The sequence below is a fragment of the Agrobacterium tumefaciens genome (assembly GCF_005221325.1).
In the GTDB taxonomy this organism is placed as follows: Bacteria; Pseudomonadota; Alphaproteobacteria; order Rhizobiales; family Rhizobiaceae; genus Agrobacterium.
On record NZ_CP039888.1, the window covers coordinates 1,167,580 to 1,189,508 of the forward strand.

Consider the following 21,929-nt stretch of genomic DNA (forward strand, 5'->3'; position numbering starts at 1 on the left):
CCATGTTGTCCAGACGTTCATTGCTCGCCATCGCTGCCATTTCCGCAACGCTTGGTTTTTCGCCCGCAGCTTTTGCCGATGCGCTCGGGGATATTTCCTCGCGCGGCACGATCCGCGTTGCGGTCCCGCAGGATTTCCCGCCCTTCGGCAGCGTCGGCACGGATATGGCCCCGCAGGGTTATGATATCGACGTTGCCAATCTGATCGGCGAGAAGCTTGGCGTGAAGGTCGAACTGGTACCGGTCACCAGCGCCAACCGCGTTCCCTATCTGCAGACCAACAAGGTCGATCTTGTCATATCGAGCCTAGGCAAGAATCCGGACCGTGAAAAAGTCATCGACTTCTCCACGGCCTATGCGCCTTTCTTCAACGGCGTGTTTGCACCTGACTCGGTTACTGTGGCCAAGGCGGAAGATCTTTCGGGCAAGACCATCGGCGTTACCCGTGGCGCTGTCGAGGATCTGGAACTGACCAAGGTTGCTCCGGCCGACACGACCATCAAGCGTTACGAGGACAACAACGGCACGATCTCCGCCTTCCTCGCCGGTCAGGTGGAAGCCGTGGCCACGGGCAATGTCGTGGCCGCCGCCATTCTTGCCAAGAACCCGCCGAAGCGTCCCGAGCTGAAATTCCTGATCAAGAATTCCCCCTGCTATATCGGCCTCAACAAGGAACAGCCGGCGCTGCTGGAAAAGGTCAACGCCATCATCGCGACTGCAAAGACTGATGGTTCGCTGAACACGATCGCGCAGAAGTGGCTGAAAACCGATCTTCCGAAGGATCTCTGACCAACCCGGCAAATCCATGCGCCGGTCCTGTCTGATCCCGGTCCGGCGCATGGTTTGTCCTCCCCGAAAGGATATATCGGGTGAAATACACATTCGATTTTGGATGGCTTCTCGATTATTACCCGCAGATCGCCAAGGGCATTGCCATCACGCTGGAATTGATTGCCATCGGCGGCGTTCTTGGCATCGCGCTCGGTATATTCTGCGCCTGGGTGCGCGCGCTCGGGCCCAAATGGTTGCGGCCGCCGGTTGCGACCTATGTGGAGCTCATTCGCAATACGCCATTTCTCATACAATTGTTTTTTATCTTTTTCGGCCTGCCATCGCTTGGCCTGCAGCTGTCGGAACTGAGCGCGGCCAACATCGCCATGGTGGTCAATCTCGGAGCCTATAGCTGCGAGATCATTCGCGCCGGTATTCAGGCGACGCCCAAGGGGCAGTTCGAGGCCGGGGCAAGCCTTGCCATGACCCGTTTCGAAACTTTCCGCCATGTGGTGTTGGTGCCCTCCTTGCAACGCATCTGGCCTGCGCTTTCCTCGCAGGTGGTGATCGTCATGCTCGGCTCGTCGGTCGTGTCGCAGATCGCCGCCGAGGACCTGACTTTCGCCGCCAACTTCATCCAGTCGCGCACTTTCCGCGCTTTCGAAGCCTACATGGTCTCCACCATCATCTATCTCGTGCTGGCCATTCTGTTGAGGCAGGTGCTGGTCATGGGCGGCAACCTCATCTTTCCGCGCAGGAGTGTCCGATGATCGAATTCTCCACCTGGGATATTCTCAGAAACCTGCTGCTCGCCACGCGCTGGACCGTGCTGCTCTCGCTCGTTTCCTTTGCCGGCGGCGGTCTTGTGGCGCTGCTTCTGCTGTTCATGCGCATTTCCCGCAAAAAATCGATGCGGGTTTTTGCGCGCTATTATGTCGAGCTTTTTCAGGGAACGCCGCTTTTGATGCAGCTTTTCATCGCCTTTTTCGGCCTCGGCCTGGTCGGCATCGATGTGCCGGCCTGGCTGGCGGCGGGCCTGACGCTGATCCTGTGGGCGGCCGCCTTTCTCACTGAAATATGGCGCGGCTGTGTCGAATCTGTCGCGAAAGGCCAATGGGAGGCATCGGCAAGCCTTGCCATGGGCCGCCTGCAGCAGATGCGCTACGTCATCCTGCCGCAGGCCATGCGGGTGGCCATTCCGCCGACCGTCGGTTTCTTCGTACAGGTCATCAAGGGAACGGCCGTGACCTCGATCATCGGCTTCGTGGAATTGTCCAAGGCCGGCACGGTCGTCACCAACGCCACCTTCCAGCCCTTCACCGTTTATGGCCTCGTCGCCCTCATCTATTTCGCGCTGTGCTGGCCTCTGTCGAAGAGCAGCCAGATCCTCGAAAGGAAGCTCAATGTCGCTCATCGAAATCACTGAAGTCCGCAAAAGCTATGGCAGCAACGAGGTTCTGAAAGGCATCAACCTCGATGTGGAGCCCGGCGAGGTCATCGCCATCATCGGCAAGAGCGGATCGGGCAAGTCGACCCTGCTTCGCTGCATCAACGGGCTGGAGACGATTTCGGCCGGCTCCATATCGGTCGCCGGCGCGCAACTTCTCGAGGATGATCTGCATCTGAAAGCTCTGCGGCTGAAGGTCGGCATGATCTTCCAGCAGTTCAACCTCTTTCCGCACCAGACGGTCGGCGGCAACGTCATGCTGTCGCAGACCGTTGTGAAGAAGACACCGAAACCGGAAGCGGAAGCCGTTGCCCGCAACATGCTGGAACGCGTTGGGCTGGCGCATAAGTTCGATGCCTATCCCGACGAATTGTCCGGCGGTCAGCAGCAACGTGTCGCCATTGCCCGTGCGCTCGCCATGCAGCCCATCGCGCTCCTCTGCGACGAAATCACATCGGCGCTCGATCCCGAGCTGGTCTCGGAGGTGCTGGCGGTGGTGCGTGAACTGGCCGGCGAAGGCATGACGCTGCTGATGGTGACGCATGAAATGAAATTTGCGCGCGACGTCTGCTCCCGCGTCGTTTTCATGCATGAGGGCAGGGTGCATGAAATCGGACCGCCGGAAGAGGTGTTCTCCAATCCCGCAACGCCCGAGCTCAAGCAGTTTCTGGGCGTTGCTGCGCGCCACTGAGAACCCATTCGGACGGCGCTCAACAAAAAGGCCGGCGGGTGAAAACCTGCCGGCCTTTGATCTTACAGGGTTTCGCGGCTTAACGCTTGGAAACCGGAACGTAATCGCGCTTGCCGGCGCCCGTGTAGAGCTGGCGCGGACGGCCGATGCGCTGCTGCGGATCTTCGATCATTTCGTTCCACTGGGCGATCCAGCCGACGGTGCGGGCAAGAGCGAAGAGAACGGTGAACATGGTCGTGGGGAAGCCGAGCGCCTTCAGCGTGATGCCCGAATAGAAGTCGACATTCGGGTACAGCTTCTTTTCGACGAAGTAGGGGTCGGAAAGGGCGATCTTTTCCAGTTCCAGCGCGACCTGCATGATCGGATCGTCGGAATTGCCGGTGGCTTCCAGCACTTCGTACATCGTCTTCTGCATGATCTTGGCGCGGGGGTCGTAGTTCTTGTAGACGCGGTGGCCAAAGCCCATCAGGCGGAACGGGTCGTTCTTGTCCTTGGCGCGGGCGATATATTCCGGAATACGGTCAACCGTGCCGATTTCGTTCAGCATGTTGAGCGCTGCTTCGTTGGCGCCGCCGTGAGCCGGGCCCCAGAGGCAGGCGATGCCAGCCGCGATACAGGCGAACGGATTTGCACCAGACGAACCGGCAAGACGCACCGTGGAGGTGGAGGCGTTCTGCTCGTGATCGGCATGCAGGATGAAGATGCGGTCCATGGCGCGGGCCAGAACCGGATCCACCTTGTAGTCCTCGCAGGGCACCGCAAAGCACATGTGCAGGAAGTTGGAGGCGTAATCCAGATCGTTCTTCGGGTAAACGAAGGGCTGGCCGATATGGTACTTGTAGGCCATGGCTGCGATCGTCGGCATCTTCGCGATCATGCGCAGCGAAGCGACCATGCGCTGGTGCGGATCGGTGATGTCGGTCGAGTCGTGGTAGAAGGCCGAGAGCGCGCCGACCGTGCCGCACATGACGGCCATCGGGTGTGCGTCGCGGCGATAGCCGGTGAAGAAGCGGCTCATCTGCTCATGCACCATGGTGTGGCGCGTGACGCGGGTGTCGAAATCCTTCTTCTGCGCAGCCGTCGGCAATTCGCCGTAAAGCAGCAGATAGCAGGTTTCCAGGAAGTCGCCCTGTTCAGCCAGCTGCTCGATGGGGAAGCCACGGTGCAGGAGAACGCCCTCGTCACCGTCGATATAGGTGATCTTGGATTCGCAGGAGGCCGTCGACGTGAAACCCGGGTCGTAGGTGAAGGAGCCCGTGTGCTTGTAGAGCGTGGCGATATCGACGACGCTTGGTCCAATCGTGCCTTCCCTGACCGGGAGTTCCACCTGCTTTTCGCCAAGTGTCACTGTAGCGCTTTTTTCCGTCATACTGATCCTCCGAGAACATGCGGGTGGAGGCGTTGAGACACGCCTCGCGGTTAAGCGTCTACCGATTAGCTATATGATCCTGGCGCCGATGCCAAGCTATCCAAAGGTCAAATTGTGCATTGCGGCAAACGCAATTGTGTTCCTTTTCCCTTTCTCCATCATAGCAATTCAATCTCGGTCAACACAGGGTTAAAGGAAAGCATTGCAATCCCGCGCGTCCACCTGCAAACCTGTTTCCAGTGCGGCAGGGGCGCGGCGCAGATTGCTTGGTCAAGGGGAAAAACAGCATTTCGGATATGCCGAAACGATGCAGGGCGGCTTGCCCCGCACGGCGGATATCCTGTCACCGCTGCGCCGGACCGGCGAGGTCGCGACATATGATCTGCCGGCCCTTGTCAGCAGGCCGAAACCGCAAACTGCCATTGTCCAGAAAATCACCGCCTGCCTCGCCGAGGAACGCGCATTCGGCCATGATTTTCTTTTCGTGCCTGTTTTCATCGGCTGCGGAGCGATCCTCTGGTTTTCACTGGATGCAGCACCTTCATTGCCGCTTCTCGTCGTTCTTTTTTTGCTCGCTGCCGGCCTGGCAGTCGCCACCCGATATCGCGTGACCCTGGCAGCCACGGCCTGCAGCATCGCCGCGCTGTTGTTGCTGGGCATGCTTTTTGCCGAATTCGAAACGCGGCGGGCAGGGACAGTGGTGCTGGATACGCCCGTCACCACCACCATATCAGGCACGGTGATACGCCGGGAGGTCGATGCCCGCGGCGACTGGCGGTATGTGGTGCAACTGGCCGTGACGGAAACGCCGACAGTGTCACGCCCGCCGGGAAAGGTTTCTTTGCTGGCCCGTGGCGGCGGCGAGCCTGCGGCACTCGGTGCGACCATCCGCGGCAAGGCGTGGCTTTCGCCGCCATCCGGTCCGGCTTTGCCCGGTCTCAACGATTTTGCCTTCTCCTCCTATTTCAAGGGCATCGGCGCGACCGGCTTTTTTTACAAGCCGCCGCAGACGGTCACTGCCCCTGATATCGGCGCGAAAAAGGACTGGCTGGAATGGGCCGATATGCGGCTCTACGGCCTGCGCACCGCCATTGCCGAGCGCATCCGCAACACTATCGGCGGTGACGCCGGCGCTTTTGCCGCCTCCATCGTCACCGATGAGAGACAGGCCATATCGGCCGGGACGATGGAAGCCCTGCGGCTTTCCGGCCTTGCCCATATCGTCGCCATATCCGGGCTCAACATGGCGCTGGCATCAGGTATATTCTTCGTTGGACTGAGGCTCGCCTTCAGCCTGTTCCCGGCCTTTGCCCAGCGCTGGCCGGTGAAGAAGATGTCGGCCTTTGCGGCGCTGCTGATGACGCTCGCCTATTATCTGATTTCCGGTTTTGCCGTCTCTGCCGAACGTGCCTGGCTGATGATGTCGGTGATGCTGATCGCCGTTCTTTTCGACCAGCCCTCGCTCAGCCTCAGGAATGTTGCGCTGTCTGCCCTGGTCATCCTTGCTCTGTCTCCTTCGGAAATCATGGGGCCGAGCTTCCAGATGTCCTTTGCCGCGACGATCGCGCTTGTTGCCGCCTATGCCGCCTGGAGCCGCTGGCGCACCGACCGGGAGCGTCTGTTCATCGGGCGCAAATCGGTGTGGATGACGGTGGCGGGAACGGCAGGCGCCGTCATCGGCGGCGTCGTCACCACATCGCTGATCGGCGGGCTTTCGACGGCGATCTATTCCGTCGAGCATTTCCAGCGTGTCACCACCTATGGACTTTTCGCCAATCTGGCAGCTATGCCGCTGATGTCGCTGATCGTCATGCCCTTCGGCCTCATCGCGATGCTGTTGATGCCCTTCGGGCTGGATGCGCCCTTCCTGAAGGTCATGGGTTACGGCATGGCGCTTGTCATCGAGGTTGCGCAGGAGGTGGCGTCCTGGGGCGGCAGCGCTGCGACCGGGCGGCCGCATGACTGGTTCATAGGCATCGCCTCGGCCGGCTTTCTGTTGCTGACATTGCTGCGCAGCCGGCTGGCGCTTCTTGGAATTCCGCCTCTGCTCCTCGCCTTCGGCCTCTCTGGAGCCGTCGCCCAACGCAGTCTGCCTGATCTGCTTATCCATGAGGAAGGCAAGCTGGTGGCGCTTCTGGACGATGGCAAGGTCTACACCACCAAAACGCGGCCGCAGGGCTTCATTTATGAGCAATGGCAGAGGGCGCTGCTGTTGCCTGAGAAACCGCTTCCACCGGTCCTTCTCAAGACGGCGGCTCCTACAACCACAGTTGCTCTCAGCACAAAATCGAAGCTCGCGCCCGAGGATATGAAGGCCGTGGCGCGGGAGATGATAGCTGCGCTGAGGGATGCTGCGCCTGGAGTCTTCACCTGCAGGACAGGAATCTGGTGTGTGGCGCGGGCGAGAAGTGGCGAATTTATCATAGTGCTGGAAGACGGCCGGTTCGCAGGGAAAGCCTGTGATATTGCCGATATCGTCATCGTTTCCCGCAGAACCTCGTTTGCGCAATGCCGCTCGGGCGCGTTGCTGCTCAATCGCGACACATTAAGGCGCATCGGCTCGGTGGAGATAAATTTCGCCGGCAGCGATCAAGCGGGGGTCGTCGGACAGATGCGCGCGGCAACTGGCGGCACCGACAGGCCGTGGAGCGAACATCGCTATTTCGACTGGAAGAGTGGCCGTTTTGACCGTGAGGTGCCTGAAGCCGTCACCCGGTTGCTGACGGCATCGCAATGAGTGCCGCCAGCGTGGTTCGTCAGGCCTTTACCCGCAGGTCCGCGATCAATTCGCCAATACCGCCGATCTCCTCTTCGTGTGGCAGATCGCGCCAGATTTCCTTCACTCCGGCCTCGTACCATTCGCGCATGGCAGGCAGGGCAAGCAGCCGGTCGCAATAGGCCTTCGCCGCCTGCGAAAGATCGGCGCCATAGGTCTGGAAACGGAACGCCACCGGGCAGAAGAAAGCATCGACCGCCGTGAATTTCTGACCGGCGAGAAAAGGTCCGCCGAATTTTGTGAGGCCTTCGCTCCAAAGCGCATCGATGCGCTTTATGTCGGCCGTTAGCCCAACGTCGCCGCCCTTCGGCTTTACCCGGACGCCGACCGACATGGGGTAGAGATTGCGCAGCGAAAAGAAGCCCGCATGCATTTCACTCGCCGCCGAGCGTGACCAGGCCCGTGCCTGCTTGTCGCTTGCCCAGACGCCCTGATGTCTCTCAGCCAGATATTCGGCGATCGACAGCGTCTCCCAGACCGTCACGCCCTCATCGACAAGGCAGGGCACCTTGCCGGTCGGCGAAAAGCTGGAGAAGGAAACGCCTTGGCCGAAGGGAACGAGTTTTTCATCAAAGGCGATGCCGAGCGTGCGCATCAAAACCCAGGGCCGCAGCGACCATGAGGAATAGTTCTTGTTGGCAATATAAAGATCATACATGGCGTTTTCCCCCGATAGGACGCGCATTTCTATACCAGCGAAGGGGCGTTGGAATATCGCAAAGAATCCATGACTCCCATAACGCCAATTGATGGATGGGACGTCGTCAACGACGGTATTTCGCAGCGACTAGCGGGTTTGCCATTTCAAAAAGAAAAGGCGCATCAATTCAACAGAATGACACGCCCTTCATCTTGCAGGCCAGATATGCCGCTCTTCAACCGATTCGGTTTTATCCAAACCGTCGGCAGCATCAATGATATCTGCGGATCAGCCCCACCAGCTTGCCCTGTATCTTCACCCGATCCGGTCCGAAAATGCGGGTCTCATAGGCCGGGTTCGCCGCCTCCAGCGCTATGGAAGCGCCCTTCCGGCGGAAGCGCTTCAGCGTGGCTTCTTCATCATCCACCAGCGCCACGACGATATCGCCCGGATTGGCCGTGTTGCCGTTGCGGATAATGACGGTATCGCCGTCAAAAATGCCGGCCTCGATCATCGAATCGCCTTTGACCTCGAGCGCGTAATGCTCGCCTGAACCCAGCATATCCACCGGCACGGCCACATCATGGGTATTGTTCTGGATGGCGGAAATCGGCACACCGGCAGCGATACGACCCATGACGGGAACGGTGGCGGCTCCGGCGAAATCATTGGCGGGCGCCTTCGCGGCAGGGGCCTGTTCCGGCTCCTTCGGTTTTCCAAGGCTGCCTTCGATAACGCTCGGCGAAAAGCCGCGCTGTGGCCTTGCGCCCGGCGTGTAAGCCTCGGGTAGCTTGATGACTTCCAGCGCTCGCGCCCTGTTAGGTAGCCGGCGAATGAACCCGCGCTCTTCAAGCGCGGTGATCAGCCGGTGGATGCCGGATTTGGAAGCAAGATCGAGTGCGTCCTTCATTTCATCGAAGGAGGGCGGCACGCCGGACTCTTTCATTCTTTCATGAATGAAGAGAAGCAATTCCTGCTGTTTGCGCGTGAGCATGAGGAAAACACCCTTGAGAATCGTCGTTGAAGTCGCGAAACAAATACAGAACGAACACTATATGTTCCATATGTGTTCCGCAATCCCCTAAAATTTCGTGAAGGATGCATCTCAGATCGTGATTCAATCTTCGAAACCGGAAGGAGAACAGGCAGATGACACCAGCGGCGTCGTGAATAGACGCCGGTGGCGGATTCCCATCGATGAAATTGTCGACCGCAGAGCCGGAAACGGTGCGCGCCGCAGGTTCGGAGACTGCATTCGCTCACCGGCTCTCTGAACGAACAACTGGCTATTTCACGCCATTGGAGAGAAAGGCCTGCAGCTCGGGCGTTTGCGGTTGCTCGAACAGCTGTTTCGAAGCGCCCATTTCCCAGATCTTGCCCTGATGCATGAAGACGGTCACATTTGCGACACTGCGGGCAAAGCTCATTTCATGGGTCACCAGCAACATCGTCATGCCTTCCCGCGCCAGCTGTTCCATGACGAGAAGCACTTCTCCCGTCAGTTCGGGATCGAGAGCGGATGTCACCTCATCGAACAGCATGACTTTCGGCCGCATCGCCAGCGATCGGGCAATGGCCACGCGCTGCTGTTGCCCGCCTGACAACATGTCGGGATAGGCGTCGAATTTTTCCGCCAGCCCCACCTGTGCCAGCACCTTGCGCGCCAGGGCATCGGCATTCGCCTTTGCGACATCCTGCGTTATCTTCGGAGACAGCATGATGTTTTCGCCGACGGTCAGATGTGGGAAGAGATTATAGCTCTGGAAGACGATGCCGACGTCCTTGCGCAGCTGTCTGAGCTTGGTCTGGTCCTGCTCCACCCTGTGTCCCGCGGCGGTGATACTGCCGGACTGAAACTCTTCGAGACCATTGATGCAGCGCAGCATCGTGCTCTTGCCGGAGCCGCTGCGCCCGATGATGGCAACGACCTGTCCCGCCTCGACGGTCAGCGATACACCCTTCAGAACTTCAAGGGCGCCATAACGCTTGTGCACCTGATCAATTGTTACGACCGACATGAAGAACCCTTTCGAGATGGCGGCTGAGGCGCGATAGCGGGAAGCAGATCGCGAAATAAAGAAGGGCGACGATGAAGAACACCTGGAAGGGTCTGAACGTCGCATTGTTGACGAGCTGGCCTGCCCGTGAAAGTTCCACGAAGCCCACCACGGATACGATGGAGGTGTTCTTGACGAGTTGGACAAGGAAACCCACCGTCGGAGGCAGGGAAAGCCGCAGCGCCTGCGGCAGGATGACGTAGCGATACTGCTGGAAACGCGTGAGCGCCAGCGAGGCCGAGGCCTCCCATTGCTGCTGAGGCACCGCCTGAATGGAGCCGCGCCAGATTTCCGCCAGATAGGCCGAGACATAGACCGACAGGGACACCGATGCGGCCAGTAGTGGCGGTATCTCGAACCCGAACAGCGTCAGCCCGTAATAGGACATGAACAGGATCATCAGCACCGGTATCGACTGGATGATGGTGATGTAACCTGCCGCGACGCTGCGGACCGATCCGTATTGAGAAAGCCGCATGATGGCGAAGAAGCCGCCAGCCAGCGAGCCGATGCTGAAGGCGATGGCCGTCAGGACGATGGACCAGCCGGCCGCACGAAGCAGGAAAAGAAATTCAGGCCAACCGAATGTGGACATCAGGCAATTCCTTCCTTGACGGTCATCGCGGACAGGACCGTGACGCGGCGGCGGAATAGCCAGTGACCGAGCCATGCGAGGATGATTTTCAGCGCCAGCGCCAGAAGCAGGTAGATGACGGTCACGACGATGTAGGTCTCAAAGCTGCGAAACGTCCGTTGCTCGATGATCGAAGCCGCACCGGATAGCTCTGGCACCGAGATGAAGGAGCAGATGCTAGATGCGAGAAGCATCAGCACGAACTGGCTGGACAGCGCCGGCCATATTTTTGCAAAGGCCGGTTTCATCACCACGTAACGAAACACCTGAAGGCGGCTGAGCGAGAGCGACAGGCCCGCCTCGACCTGGGAGCGGTGTATGGACTCCACCCCGGCGCGAATGATCTCCGTCGCATAGGCCGAAAGGTTGAGCGTCATGGCAAAGAGCGCCGCCTGTGTTCCGGACATGCGAAAGCCCACGAGCGGCAGCCCGAAGAAGACCATGAACAGCTGGACGAGAAACGGTGTGTTCCTGAGCAATTCGACATAGGAATCGACGCCGAAGCGGATGGCTCCATTTCCGAGACTGCGCATGGCGACCAGCGCCACGGCGATCATTGTGCCGAGGACGATAGCGGTTGCCGACAGGCCTATCGTCAACATGATGCCGCGCCAGATCATATCCGATTCAGCAAACACGGCCTCGAAGTGAAGTGAAAAATTCATGCTGGCTCCTCCCGAATAAGCGGTTCCGGCGCGCCTGTGGAAGGGCGCGCCGGAGTTTTGCCGTCCGATCAGAACGTCGGGAGAACGGGCAGGGGCGTGCCGACCCATTTGCGGGCAATCGCGTCCAGCTCTCCATTCTGCTTGATGTAATAGATCGTATTGTTCAGCCACTGATGCAGGTCCGCGGCGTCCTTGCGAACGGTCATCGAGTTCGGCTGCATGGAGAAGAAGAATTTCACCTCCGTCGTCGTATCGCCGCGCAGCTTGATGGCCGCGTTGGCCTGCGCATCCGGGCCGGCGATCGCTTGCACCTGACCCGAGAAAAGAGCCTGCATGGTCGTCGCGTCATCATCAAAGCGCAGGATCGTCAGGCCCAGTTCCTTCTCGCGGTTGACGAATTCGCGCTCGACGCTCGATCCGCGATTGACCCCGACAGTCATGCCCTTCAGGTCTTCCCATTTTTCAATCTTGGTATCCTTGTGGGAATAGATCCCCACCTGGAAGGCGCTGTAGGGATTGGTGAACATCACCGCCTTGGCGCGCTCCGGCGTCGGCGCCAGCGTCGCGACGAGGAAGTCCACCTTACCGGATTCCAGGGCCGGAATGCGCGACGGTGGCGTCAACTGGACCATCGTGACCGGTACGCCGAGATATTTGCCGATAAGCGTTGCGACATCGGCATCATACCCGACCGGATTTCCCTGCGCATCCACCGAGCCGAAGGGCGGCGCACCGACCAGCACGCCGATCTTCACCGAGCCGCGCTTGACGATGTCATCGACGCTCTGTGCATTTGCCGAAAAACCGGCGAAGATACCGGCACAAACCCCGATCGCGGCAGCAACGGATTTAAAAGACTGAAAGATGCTCATCACTCTCTCCCTGGTTGATTGAGCTTTGGTTTACGGCCGGCTCCTCCCGGCCATGCGGTGATCTGCTATTCAGACGCTGTGCGGACGATGTTGATGCAGTCTTGCCCCTTCAGTCGCCGATTGACGTTTTCCGCGATCGTCTGCTGACGCCGCCGCACCGTTCCGCTGGTCCAGCCGGACATGTGCGGCGTCATGATGATGTTATCGAGTTCATTGAATGGCAGTGCGGACGGTTGTTTCGTCGGCGCGTCTGGCGACGGATAGGCGTACCAGGTATCGATGACCGCACCGCCGATCATTCCGCCCTTCAGCGCGTCGTAAAGCGCCTCTTCGTCTATGGTCGGGCCGCGCCCGACATTGATGATGACGGCATCGGATTTCATCGCTGCGAAAGCCTTCGCATCGACGATCCCGCGCGTCGTGTCCGTTAATGGCACGGACACGACGATGAAATCTGCGGTCAGCCAGAATTCGTTCAACTGATCCAGTGTGAAGGAGCGGTCAACCAGATCCGACGGTTCCACGCGGCTGCGATTGGCGACGCTGACCTGCATTCCGAACGCCTTCGCGCGAATGGCGATGGCTTTCCCGATATGGCCGAATCCGAGAAGGCCGATAGTCTTTCCGGAAATTTCATCATGCAGGCGCTCGGACGAACCCGACCAGTAGGCCCATTGGCCGGCGCGCAATTTGTCGTCGGCATCCCGCAGCGGAACATGGCGGTTGAGAATGGCTGAAAACACATATTCAGCGATCGCAGGATCATGGCCAAAGCAGTTGCATACGACAGCACTTTTCGGCAACAGAGCGAGATTGACGGCGTCATAACCGGCGCCCGGCACATGAAACAGCGTCAGTCTCTCAGGCGTTGGCAGCGATGCATCAAATTTGACGCCGACGATGATATCGGCGTTGCGGTAGGCGTCGCGGTCCTTGTCGGTGACGAGCAGATCCGGCAGCAGGGCGATTTCCGCGCCGCCATCGACCAAGCTTTTGAAGTCATCGCTGAAACAGGCGGCGTTTTCGCCGTGAAAAACGATCCGTTTTAACATGTCTATTCTCCCAACTGCGGATATTTCTGGAGATTGAAAAAAGGTTGCGCGAGTACGGATCCGCCACGATCACGATCGGATCCGCTCGCCGGTCACCGTCGAAAACAGGATTGCCTGACTGGGATCGATCGTCAGCGAAACCTCCTGCCGCAGTGAAAGCGTGCAATATCCGGGAACGGTCACCATCACCGCATCCATATCGCCATCCTCGTCATGCGCCGTGCGGCCGTCCAGGAGGCGAACGGCGATGATCGAATCTGCGCCGATATGTTCGACCATCACGACCTCACCTCGCAGCGAGGCCTCAGTCGGCTCCGTTGTCAGGGAGAGGGCGTTTGGCCGGACGCCCAGGAGCACGGTCGAAGCCGTCTCCGACTGTGGCGCATCCACCCGGATGGGGGTGGAGCCGACGAAGAGGCCATCCGGCTTTTTATCAGTGACGATCAGGTTCATCGGCGGCGTGCCGATGAAGCGGGCGACATAGGTATTGGCCGGATCGGTATAGATTTCGCGCGCCGTTCCGAATTGCTGGATGATGCCATCACGCATCAGGGCGATTTTCGTGCCCATGGTCATGGCTTCGACTTGGTCATGCGTGACGTAGACGAAGGTTCCGCCGATCTCCTGGTGCAGCCGCGAAATCTCCGAACGCATGGAGGTTCGAAGCTTGGCGTCCAGATTGGAGAGCGGTTCGTCCATCAGGAACACTTCCGGCTCCCGCACCATGGCCCGCCCGAGGGCGACGCGCTGGCGCTGTCCGCCGGAGAGCGTGCGCGGGAAACGGTCGAGCATCTCCGTCAGCCCGAGGATTTTTGCGATCCTGGCGACTTTTTCGACGACGGTCGATGATTTCTCGATCCGGCGTTTCGCCAGGCCGCCGATGATCGGAAGGTGGTGCCACCAGCGAAACTGCTGCATCAACAGCGGGAAGGACATGTTCCGGCGCACGGAAAGATGCGGGTAAAGTGCGTAGGATTGAAACACGAAGGCGATATCGCGCTCGCCGGGCGGCAATTGATCGACCCGCCTGCCGCCGATTTGGATTTCCCCGCCGGAAATGCTTTCAAGGCCCGCCAGCATGCGCAGAAGCGTGGATTTGCCGCAGCCGGAAGGACCGAGAAGGACGAGGAAATCTCCCTCTTCGATCGAGACATTGATGTCGCGAATGACTTCCTTCGCGCCGAATTTCTTCGAGATATTATTGAGTTCAATAGCGGGCATCTGGTTTTCCTGTCAGCCTTTGACACTGCCGGCGGTCATTCCGGCGACCACGTAGCGTTGGGCAAAGAGGTAAAAGACGATGGCGGGCAGGGTGTAGATCACCCCAACTGCCATGACGGAATGGATGGGCGTGGAGAGTTCGCCCACGAAACTGGCGAGCCCGACGGAAGCCGTCCTGAGGTTTTCACTGCTGATCAGGGTCTGCGCGAAGACATATTCGTTCCAGCCGTGGAAGAAAGAGATGACGGCAGCGGCAGCGAGCGTCGGCGCAATCAGCGGAATGATGATGCCGAGCACAATATCGAGACGCGAGCAGCCATCGACCCTTGCAGCCTCTTCGATCTCGATTGGAATGCCATCGATCGCACCCTTGATGATCCAGGTGATGACAGGCACCACGAAGGCGGTGTTTGCCAGCACCAGACCGGGGATCGTATTGAGCAGGTTGAGGTCGCCGAATATCGAATAGAGCGGCACGACCAGCATGGCTTCCGGCAGCATCTGCGTCGCAAACAATGCAAAGCCCAGTATCGCAAGTCCTGCAAACCGGAAGCGCGAGAGGGCGTAAGCCGGAAGGACGGCAAGCAGAATGCTGAGAACGGTGGTGCCTGTGGCGACCAGAAAGCTGTTCTTCAGCCATGTCGTCACAGGAATGGTATCGAAGACCTCGAGATAGATTCCAAGCTGCGACCAATCAGGCACGAGCCGCGGAAAGGGCGCGAAGAGTTCCGATGATGGCGTCATCGACGTGACGAACATCCAGTAGATCGGAAAAGCCGCAAAGCCGAGCATGAAGAGGACGGCGAGGATGCGAACAAAGTGGGCGTTGCCTGTGGTGTTCATCAACGCTTCCCCTGTGCCTGTTCAGTCATCCGGGTGACCTTGAAATAGATGACGGTGACAAGAAGCGCGATCGACAGGCCGATCATGCCGATGGAGGCCGCCGATCCGAGATCGCGATAGACGAAACCCTGGCGATAGAGCTCGATGACGAGCGTATTGGTCGCGCCGATCGGGCCTCCCTGCGTCATCAGCCAGATGAGGTCGAAGCGGCGCAGCGACCAGATGGTGACGAACAGCGTCAGCATCAGCACGGTCGGCTGGATGGTCGGCCATGTGGCGGTCTTGAAGATGTTGAGCCGGTCCGCGCCATCAATGACGGCAGCCTCCTTGAGCTCATGCGGCACGCCCTGCAGAGCCGCAAGAATCACGACGGAAGAGAAGGGAAATATCTGCCAGACGGTGGTGAGAAGGATAGCCGGTAGGGCAAGGTTTGGATCGTCCAGCCAGTTCTCGCCGCCGAAAGGAAGGCCGAGGCCGGTGAGAACCCGGTTGAAAATGCCGTATTGCGAATTGAATATCCAGGTGAACACCAGCGCGACGGCAACGGATGGTGCGGCCCATGGAACGGTGATGAGCGCCCGGGCAATACCCCGGCCGAAGAAGGGTGAATCGAGCAGCATTGCCGAACCGAGGCCGGTGCCGATCGCAAAGATCACGCAGGCGACGGTATAGATCGCCGTGATCCAAAGGACCTTCCACAGTTCGCCGTCTTCGATCAGGAACGAATAATTCTCAATACCGACGAACGGGTTGACGTTGGGCGTCAGCAGGTCGGTGGCGGTGAAGCTCATGAAGAATTGCTGGACCAGCGGATAGAACTGAAACAGCAGAAGATAGATGCCGACCGGTGCGGCGAAGAGATAAGGAGTCAACGGATGACCGTCGAGCCTTGCTCTTGCGAGCTGGGCACGTTTCATAACTGACCTCGATGGGAAAAAATAGCCGTGGTTGCGGAGGCTGTTCAGACAGCCTCCGCAACGATCTCAGCGAAGGACGCGTCGCTCCACCAGCGACTGGGCGCGATCCATGGCCTCCTTTGGATCGGCATTTTCGAGAAGCACCTTCAACACCTGCTCGAGCACGATCTGCTGGATTTCGGGCGTCTTGCCCTCATGTCCCATCACAAGCTGCGGAAGGGCATTCTGCATCTGGTTTTCGTATACCTTCAGCCATGGCCGCTTCGCCTGCTCTTCAGCAGACATGTCGATCTTGGTGCCGACACCCGTACCCATCGCGGCCTGAAGGCCTTTCTGGTTTTCGGGGGAATAGGCCCATTTGATGAAGGCGCCAGCCGCATCCTTGTGCTTCGTGTTGGCGTTGACCACCAGAGCGGTCATGATGAGGCCCTGTGCCTTGTCCGGGAAAGGCGAGGGTGCTGCGGCGAAATTGAGCTGCGGAGCGTTCTGGTTGAAGATTGCCGCCACGCCGCCATTATCGACGTTCATGGCGATCTTGCCTTCCCAGAACATGCGGCGATAGGTGGCCGCGTCCGCGCCGCGTGGCGTCACAGCCGCATCATAAACCTGCTTGTAGGCAGTGACGCCTTTGATGACATCGGGACTATTGAGTGTGAGCTTGCCGTCCTTGTCGCTCCAGCGACCGCCAAATCCGAAGACGTAGTTGCAGAGATCCTGCCAGAATCCGGCACGCTCCGCCATCGTGGCACGATAGGCATAACCATACACGCCGTCCTTGGTTTTCTCCTTTGCGGCCGACAGGAAGCTTTCGAAATCCTTCGGTGGTTCCGGCAGGATGTCCTTGTTGTACAGCAGTGCATAACCCGTCGTGTCGAACAGCAGACCGTAACGGACGTCCTTCACCTTCATGAAGCGGTCCGGCCCCAGGAATTCGTGATCCTTGTCGGTGATCAGATCGTCGAGCGGCAGCAGGCGCCCGGATGGAATGGCAGCAAAGAAATCGGTCTGGTCGAAGCGCACGAGGTCCGGTCCGCCACCGCCGCCCATCTGGGTGAAGACGGTGTTGGCGAGGCTGGAAAACGGGATTGCGATGGGTTCAACTTCGACCTTGTCCTGGCTTTCGTTGAACTTCTGGATCCAGGCCTTGACCCGGTCGCCACGTCCGGCTTCCGCAAAAACCGCGGCGGCGAAAGTGATCTTGTCCTTTGCCAGCGCAGGCGCTGCCCAGGACGCAAGCGCCGTCGCCATTGTGGCTGCAATTACGGATTTTACGATATTGCTCATCCATGCTCCTCCCTGAGCTTTTTAGTGACGCCTCCCGAGCGCCATAAGTCATTGTAAAATATGTATTTCAGAAATCTTTCTTCATGACGGCCGGATGCTGGGCACCCAATGCCACCGCTGTTTCAAATCTTGAAAATCGGTTCGATGCTGCAATCCAGCAGGCGAGGGTCTATCCCCGTCTCCATTTCATCGAACATGGAATCGACAAAGCCGACCAAGGCATCCGTTGCGGCAAGCGCCGTGTCCAGATGGCGGTTCGCGACGGCATTCAATACCGAAAGATGGCAATCGACCGTCTGCGTCAGGTCGGATTTTCCATGTGTCACCGTGTGGTGAATGAAGCCGATGCGACGGTAGATCGTATGCAGCGGCCGCAGAGTATGTTCGAGGAAAGGCTCGTTCGCCGCCGCCAGCAATATCTGGTCGATCCGACGGTCGAGCAGGTTGAATTCGCTGAGCGTGATCTGCTCCCGCCGTTCACGCAGGGCGCGTTCGATGTGCAGCATCTGATTGCGGTGGGAGAGGCTTGCCCGCTCCACCGCCAGCCGCATGACGAAGCGTTCCATGTCCCGGCGCAGCTGCAGCAAGAGGCGCTCACGCGCGAGATCGATTGGCGCGACCCTGAGGCCATGGCGGGGCAGCACGACCAGCAACGTATCCGCGGCCAGACGGCTGACGGCGTTATGAACCGGCGTGCGGCCGAACCCCGTCACGTCCTGCAACTCCTGCAATGTCAATTGCCGGCCGGGCTTGAGCTCGCAATTGATCAGCAGTTCCTCAATGCGCTCATAGGCTAGGTCGAAGAAGTTGACGCGGTTCGCGCGCTTCGGCTTTTCGCCATCTTTTACCAATTCTGGCTTTGTCTGCTTGCGCGCCATCTCCGGTCTCCTCCCGTCGCGGTCAACAAACTCAGTACATAAATCGCTATAAAACATGTTGTGAAATTTTACAAGCAACATTATTGTCCGGATCGAGACTGGCTGGGAGGCTGGTCAGTCAATCGGGAGATGCGACCGAGGTGGGCGCGCGGAGGAGCTAATGAAGATTACGTCTGTCGAAACTTTGCGGACCGAAGAGTTCTCAAATGTGCTTTGGGTGCGCATCCACACCGATACCGGGGTGATCGGGCTGGGTGAAACCTTCTATGGCGCAGGCGCGGTCGAGGCTCATATCCACGATGTTCTGGCCGGCCGCCTGCTTGGCCGCGACCCGATGCGGATCGAGGCGCATTCCCGCGAATTGGTAAATCTGCCGATGGCGCAGGCCTCGACCGGTGCCGAATATCGTGCGGCTTCGGCGATCGATCTGGCGCTGTGGGATATTTTCGGCAAGGTCTGCGATCAGCCGGTCCACCAGATGCTGGGTGGTCTCTGCCACGATCGTATTCCCGTCTACAATACCTGTGCCGGTTACGGTTACGTGCGGTCCAACAAGATCAAGCCGGTCGATACCTGGAATTTTCGCGACGATGCCGAAGGCCCCTATGAAGATCTCAGGGCTTTCATGACGGATGCCGGCGCGCTCGCCGAAAATCTGCTGGAGCAGGGCATTTCGGCCATGAAGATCTGGCCGTTCGATCCTGCGGCGATCGAAAACGACGGGCGTTACATCACGAGCGACCAGCTGCGCGCAGCCCTGCTGCCGTTCGAGCAGATACGCAAACGTGTGGGTGACCGCATGCAGATCATGGTGGAGTTTCACAGCCTCTGGAACCTGCCGACGATCAAGAGGATCGCCCGCGAACTCGAAGCCTTCGATCCGACATGGTACGAGGATCCGATACGGATGAATTCGGTATCCGCCCTTTCGGAACTGGCCGCCTCCACCAGCGTGCCGATCTGTGCCTCGGAAACCCTCGGTTCCCGTTTCCCCTACAAGGACATGCTGGAAGCCGGCGCGATCGGCATCGTCATGACTGACCTCGTCTGGACCGGCGGTCTGACCGAAGGCCGCAAGATCGCCGCACTGGCCGACACCTATCATCGCCCCTACGCGCCGCATGATTGCACCGGGCCTGTCGCCTATGCCGCAGCCGTTCATTCCTCTTTTTCACAGACCAACACCATGATCCAGGAGTCCGTGCGCGCTTTTTATACCGGCTGGTACAGCGAGCTTGTGACAAATCTGCCCGTCATCGAAAACGGCTTCGTCTTGCCGATGGAAGGCCCCGGCCTCGGGACCGAATTGCTGCCCAAGGTCTTCGACCGGCCGGACCTGACGGTCCGCGTCAGCACGCTGTGAGGAGGACGTCATGACCAATCAGACCATCTTCGATCTCTCCGGCCGCACGGCGCTTGTTACCGGCTCTTCACGCGGTCTCGGCCGCGCAATGGCGGAAGGGCTTGCCGTCGCGGGGGCGCGCATCCTCATTAACGGCACCGATCCGTCGCGTGTCGCGCAAACGGTTCAGGAGTTTCGCAGCGCCGGTCATGACGCTGAGGCGGTTGCCTTTGACGTCACCTCCGAAAGCGCAATCATTGAGGCTTTCGCCATGCTTGATGAGCAGGGGATAGAGGTCGACATCCTCGTCAACAATGCCGGCATCCAGTTCCGCAAGCCGATGGTCGAACTTGAGACGGCGGACTGGCAGCGGGTGATCGACACCAACCTCACAAGCGCCTTCATGATTGGCCGCGAGGCGGCAAAACGGATGATCCCGCGCAGATATGGCAAGATCGTCAATATCGGCTCGCTGACCAGTGAACTCGCCCGCGCGACGGTGGCGCCCTATACCGTGGCCAAAGGCGGTATCAAGATGCTGACCCGCGCCATGGCGGCGGAATGGGCGCAATATGGCATACAGGCCAACGCCATCGGCCCCGGCTACATGCTGACCGACATGAATCAGGCACTGATCGACAATCCGGAATTCGACGCCTGGGTGAAGGCACGCACGCCGGCGAAACGCTGGGGCAAACCGCAGGAACTCGTCGGAACCGCCGTGTTCCTCTCTGCCTCGGCCTCCGACTACGTCAATGGCCAGATAATCTATGTCGACGGTGGAATGCTGTCGGTTCTCTAGAACCGCCGCCATCCTTGATGCCAACAGAAATTGACGGGAGGAGACGCGCATGCGCGGAGTCGTCATTCATGCAGCAAAAGACCTGCGGGTAGAAGACGTTGCCGGCCAACCACTTGCCGCGGACGAGGTGCGGGTGGCTGTTGCCGTCGGCGGAATTTGCGGGTCGGATCTGCATTATTATAACCACGGCGGCTTCGGCACGGTGCGCGTGCGCGAGCCCATGGCGCTCGGTCATGAGTTTGCCGGTACGGTGGCTGAAGTGGGCAGTTCCGTCTCTCATCTCGTGCCCGGCATGCGCGTGGCGGTCAATCCGAGCCTGCCCTGCGGCACCTGCCGTTATTGCGCTCAGGGCATGCAGAACCAGTGCCTGGACATGCGCTTCATGGGCAGCGCCATGCGCTCCCCCCATGTTCAGGGCGGTTTCCGTGAAATCGTGACCGTTCATTCGACGCAACCCGTACCAATTGCCGAAGGGCTTTCGATGGGCGAAGCAGCCATGGCTGAGCCTTTGGCCGTGTGCCTCCATGCCGCGCGTCAGGCCGGATCGCTTCTCGGCAAGACGGTGCTGATAACCGGTGCCGGACCGATAGGCATGCTGAGCCTGCTCGTTGCCCGTCTTGCCGGCGCGGCGCATATCGTCGTTACCGATGTCGCCGACGCGCCGCTCGATCTGGCGCGACGCATCGGCGCGGATGAGGCCGTCAACATCATGCGCGATGCCGGCCTGCTTGAAAAATACCGGTTTGAAAAAGGCGCCTTCGACGTCTTGTTCGAAGCCTCCGGCAATCAGGCGGCACTTGTCCCGGCGCTGGATGTGCTCCGGCCGGGCGGCGTGATCGTCCAGCTCGGTCTTGGCGGTGAGTTCACCATCCCGATGAACCTCATCGTTGCCAAAGAGCTGCAACTGCGCGGAACGTTCCGCTTCCACGAGGAATTTGCCCAGGCGGTGAACATGATGGGACGCGGCCTGATCGACGTTAAGCCCTTGATCAGCGCCACATTGCCGTTCGATCAGGCCCGTGAGGCTTTCGATCTTGCCGGTGACCGCGCAAGAAGCATGAAAGTGCAGCTTGCCTTCAGCGGTGCAGCCTGATGAAGCCCGTTGTCGCCAGGCCGCTGACAGCGGAAGCCTTCGCGCCATTCGGCTCTGTCGCCGATATATCTTCACTCGATCAGTTGGTGTCGCTAACGCACGCTTATGAGGGAACCGGCGACGCAAAAGCGCCGGTGCTTCAACTCGTACAGGCAAAGGCAATGTCTGGCGCTCCGGTCATCTCGCAAATGGAAATACATCCATTCTCCAGCCAGACTTTCCTGCCGCTCGACCAGTCGCCATCTCTGGTCGTGGTCTGCGAGGCCGGTGGGGACGGGATGCCGGATGAATCCACCATCCGGGCCTTTCTGGCAGGCCCCATGCAGATCGTCACCTATCGTTACGGTGTGATGCACCATAGGCTGACACCGCTTGCGCCTTCCGGCAGGTTTGCCATGACGATGTGGCAGACGGGAAATGGTGGAGACACTGTCCTTTACCCGCTGCACACGCCTGTATCGGTGGATATGTCCAACATCGCTCCGTGAGCGTTAGCCCCGGAATGCGCGAAATATCCGCGATTGCCGATTTGCATTCCTGGCGTCGTTCGTGCTTTTGTCTGCCACAACAGCCCGG

The 21,929-nt window shown here is 59.3% G+C and carries 22 protein-coding genes; 9 read left to right on the top strand and 13 right to left on the bottom strand.

The annotated features are described in order from the left end of the window. Positions 1-2: 2 nt before the first annotated feature. From CFBP5499_RS06115 to CFBP5499_RS06130, 4 genes are all read left to right on the top strand, one after another. Entirely contained in the window at positions 3-788 is a 786-nt protein-coding gene (locus CFBP5499_RS06115; RefSeq protein WP_080825193.1) for a transporter substrate-binding domain-containing protein, read from the top strand. Positions 789-868: 80 nt separating this feature from the next. Beyond that, the gene (locus tag CFBP5499_RS06120; RefSeq protein WP_080825192.1) at positions 869-1,540 is read left to right on the top strand and encodes an amino acid ABC transporter permease; all 672 of its coding nucleotides are present in this window, start codon (positions 869-871) and stop codon (positions 1,538-1,540) included. Next, a complete protein-coding gene (locus CFBP5499_RS06125) occupies positions 1,537-2,196 on the top strand; it encodes an amino acid ABC transporter permease (protein WP_010971583.1) in 660 nt (219 codons plus the stop codon). Before CFBP5499_RS06120 ends, CFBP5499_RS06125 begins: the two co-directional genes overlap by 4 nt. Beyond that, a complete protein-coding gene (locus tag CFBP5499_RS06130; protein ID WP_080825191.1) occupies positions 2,174-2,908 on the top strand; it encodes an amino acid ABC transporter ATP-binding protein in 735 nt (244 codons plus the stop codon). The genes CFBP5499_RS06125 and CFBP5499_RS06130 overlap by 23 nt, the downstream gene beginning before the upstream one ends. 79 nt (positions 2,909-2,987) lie before the next feature. Here the strand turns inward: CFBP5499_RS06130 and gltA are convergent, their stop codons facing one another. Next, positions 2,988-4,277 carry a citrate synthase gene (gene gltA, locus CFBP5499_RS06135; protein WP_003502585.1) on the bottom strand — a complete coding sequence of 430 codons (1,290 nt, stop codon included), beginning with the start codon at positions 4,275-4,277 and terminating at the stop codon, positions 2,988-2,990. A 307-nt stretch (positions 4,278-4,584) separates the two neighbouring features. On the opposite strand from gltA, the gene CFBP5499_RS06140 reads away from it, so the two are divergent. Further along, positions 4,585-7,014: a ComEC/Rec2 family competence protein gene (locus tag CFBP5499_RS06140; RefSeq protein WP_137066255.1), complete on the top strand. Its 2,430-nt coding sequence runs from the start codon at positions 4,585-4,587 to the stop codon at positions 7,012-7,014. A gap of 19 nt (positions 7,015-7,033) precedes the next feature. Here the strand turns inward: CFBP5499_RS06140 and CFBP5499_RS06145 are convergent, their stop codons facing one another. The 12 genes from CFBP5499_RS06145 to CFBP5499_RS06200 all read right to left on the bottom strand — a co-directional run bounded on the left by CFBP5499_RS06145 (position 7,034) and on the right by CFBP5499_RS06200 (position 18,116). Next, complete coding sequence (locus CFBP5499_RS06145) at positions 7,034-7,711, bottom strand: glutathione S-transferase family protein (protein WP_080825190.1); 678 nt, start codon at positions 7,709-7,711, stop codon at positions 7,034-7,036. 253 nt (positions 7,712-7,964) lie between these two features. Further along, positions 7,965-8,687, bottom strand: a complete 723-nt coding sequence (gene lexA / locus CFBP5499_RS06150) for a transcriptional repressor LexA (protein ID WP_080825189.1) — start codon at positions 8,685-8,687, stop codon at positions 7,965-7,967. 292 nt (positions 8,688-8,979) lie between these two features. Then, entirely contained in the window at positions 8,980-9,711 is a 732-nt protein-coding gene (locus CFBP5499_RS06155) for an amino acid ABC transporter ATP-binding protein (RefSeq protein WP_080825188.1), read from the bottom strand. After that, complete coding sequence (locus CFBP5499_RS06160; protein ID WP_080827350.1) at positions 9,692-10,345, bottom strand: amino acid ABC transporter permease; 654 nt, start codon at positions 10,343-10,345, stop codon at positions 9,692-9,694. The genes CFBP5499_RS06155 and CFBP5499_RS06160 overlap by 20 nt, the downstream gene beginning before the upstream one ends. Then, complete coding sequence (locus CFBP5499_RS06165) at positions 10,345-11,049, bottom strand: amino acid ABC transporter permease (RefSeq protein WP_080825187.1); 705 nt, start codon at positions 11,047-11,049, stop codon at positions 10,345-10,347. Before CFBP5499_RS06165 ends, CFBP5499_RS06160 begins: the two co-directional genes overlap by 1 nt. Positions 11,050-11,117: 68 nt before the next feature. After that, the gene (locus CFBP5499_RS06170) at positions 11,118-11,921 is read right to left on the bottom strand and encodes a transporter substrate-binding domain-containing protein (RefSeq protein ID WP_080825186.1); all 804 of its coding nucleotides are present in this window, start codon (positions 11,919-11,921) and stop codon (positions 11,118-11,120) included. A gap of 65 nt (positions 11,922-11,986) precedes the next feature. Next, positions 11,987-12,973: a 2-hydroxyacid dehydrogenase gene (locus tag CFBP5499_RS06175; protein ID WP_080825185.1), complete on the bottom strand. Its 987-nt coding sequence runs from the start codon at positions 12,971-12,973 to the stop codon at positions 11,987-11,989. A 69-nt stretch (positions 12,974-13,042) separates the two neighbouring features. Next, the gene (locus tag CFBP5499_RS06180) at positions 13,043-14,194 is read right to left on the bottom strand and encodes an ABC transporter ATP-binding protein (RefSeq protein WP_080825184.1); all 1,152 of its coding nucleotides are present in this window, start codon (positions 14,192-14,194) and stop codon (positions 13,043-13,045) included. A gap of 12 nt (positions 14,195-14,206) precedes the next feature. Further along, positions 14,207-15,037 carry a carbohydrate ABC transporter permease gene (locus tag CFBP5499_RS06185; protein WP_035256603.1) on the bottom strand — a complete coding sequence of 277 codons (831 nt, stop codon included), beginning with the start codon at positions 15,035-15,037 and terminating at the stop codon, positions 14,207-14,209. Then, the gene (locus tag CFBP5499_RS06190) at positions 15,037-15,954 is read right to left on the bottom strand and encodes a carbohydrate ABC transporter permease (protein WP_080825183.1); all 918 of its coding nucleotides are present in this window, start codon (positions 15,952-15,954) and stop codon (positions 15,037-15,039) included. The genes CFBP5499_RS06185 and CFBP5499_RS06190 overlap by 1 nt, the downstream gene beginning before the upstream one ends. A 66-nt stretch (positions 15,955-16,020) precedes the next feature. Beyond that, positions 16,021-17,238, bottom strand: a complete 1,218-nt coding sequence (locus CFBP5499_RS06195; RefSeq protein ID WP_080825182.1) for an ABC transporter substrate-binding protein — start codon at positions 17,236-17,238, stop codon at positions 16,021-16,023. Positions 17,239-17,360: 122 nt separating this feature from the next. Then, positions 17,361-18,116, bottom strand: a complete 756-nt coding sequence (locus tag CFBP5499_RS06200) for a GntR family transcriptional regulator (RefSeq protein ID WP_080825181.1) — start codon at positions 18,114-18,116, stop codon at positions 17,361-17,363. Positions 18,117-18,276: 160 nt separating this feature from the next. On the opposite strand from CFBP5499_RS06200, the gene CFBP5499_RS06205 reads away from it, so the two are divergent. Genes CFBP5499_RS06205 through CFBP5499_RS06220 form a run of 4 tightly spaced genes read left to right on the top strand, consistent with a single transcriptional unit; the run spans position 18,277 to position 21,841 of the window. Further along, entirely contained in the window at positions 18,277-19,479 is a 1,203-nt protein-coding gene (locus CFBP5499_RS06205; RefSeq protein ID WP_080825180.1) for a mandelate racemase/muconate lactonizing enzyme family protein, read from the top strand. Between the two features lie 10 nt (positions 19,480-19,489). Continuing rightward, positions 19,490-20,260: an SDR family oxidoreductase gene (locus tag CFBP5499_RS06210; RefSeq protein WP_080825179.1), complete on the top strand. Its 771-nt coding sequence runs from the start codon at positions 19,490-19,492 to the stop codon at positions 20,258-20,260. 49 nt (positions 20,261-20,309) lie between these two features. After that, positions 20,310-21,353: an L-idonate 5-dehydrogenase gene (locus CFBP5499_RS06215; RefSeq protein WP_080825178.1), complete on the top strand. Its 1,044-nt coding sequence runs from the start codon at positions 20,310-20,312 to the stop codon at positions 21,351-21,353. Continuing rightward, entirely contained in the window at positions 21,353-21,841 is a 489-nt protein-coding gene (locus tag CFBP5499_RS06220; protein ID WP_080825177.1) for an ureidoglycolate lyase, read from the top strand. Before CFBP5499_RS06215 ends, CFBP5499_RS06220 begins: the two co-directional genes overlap by 1 nt. Positions 21,842-21,929: the final 88 nt, after the last annotated feature.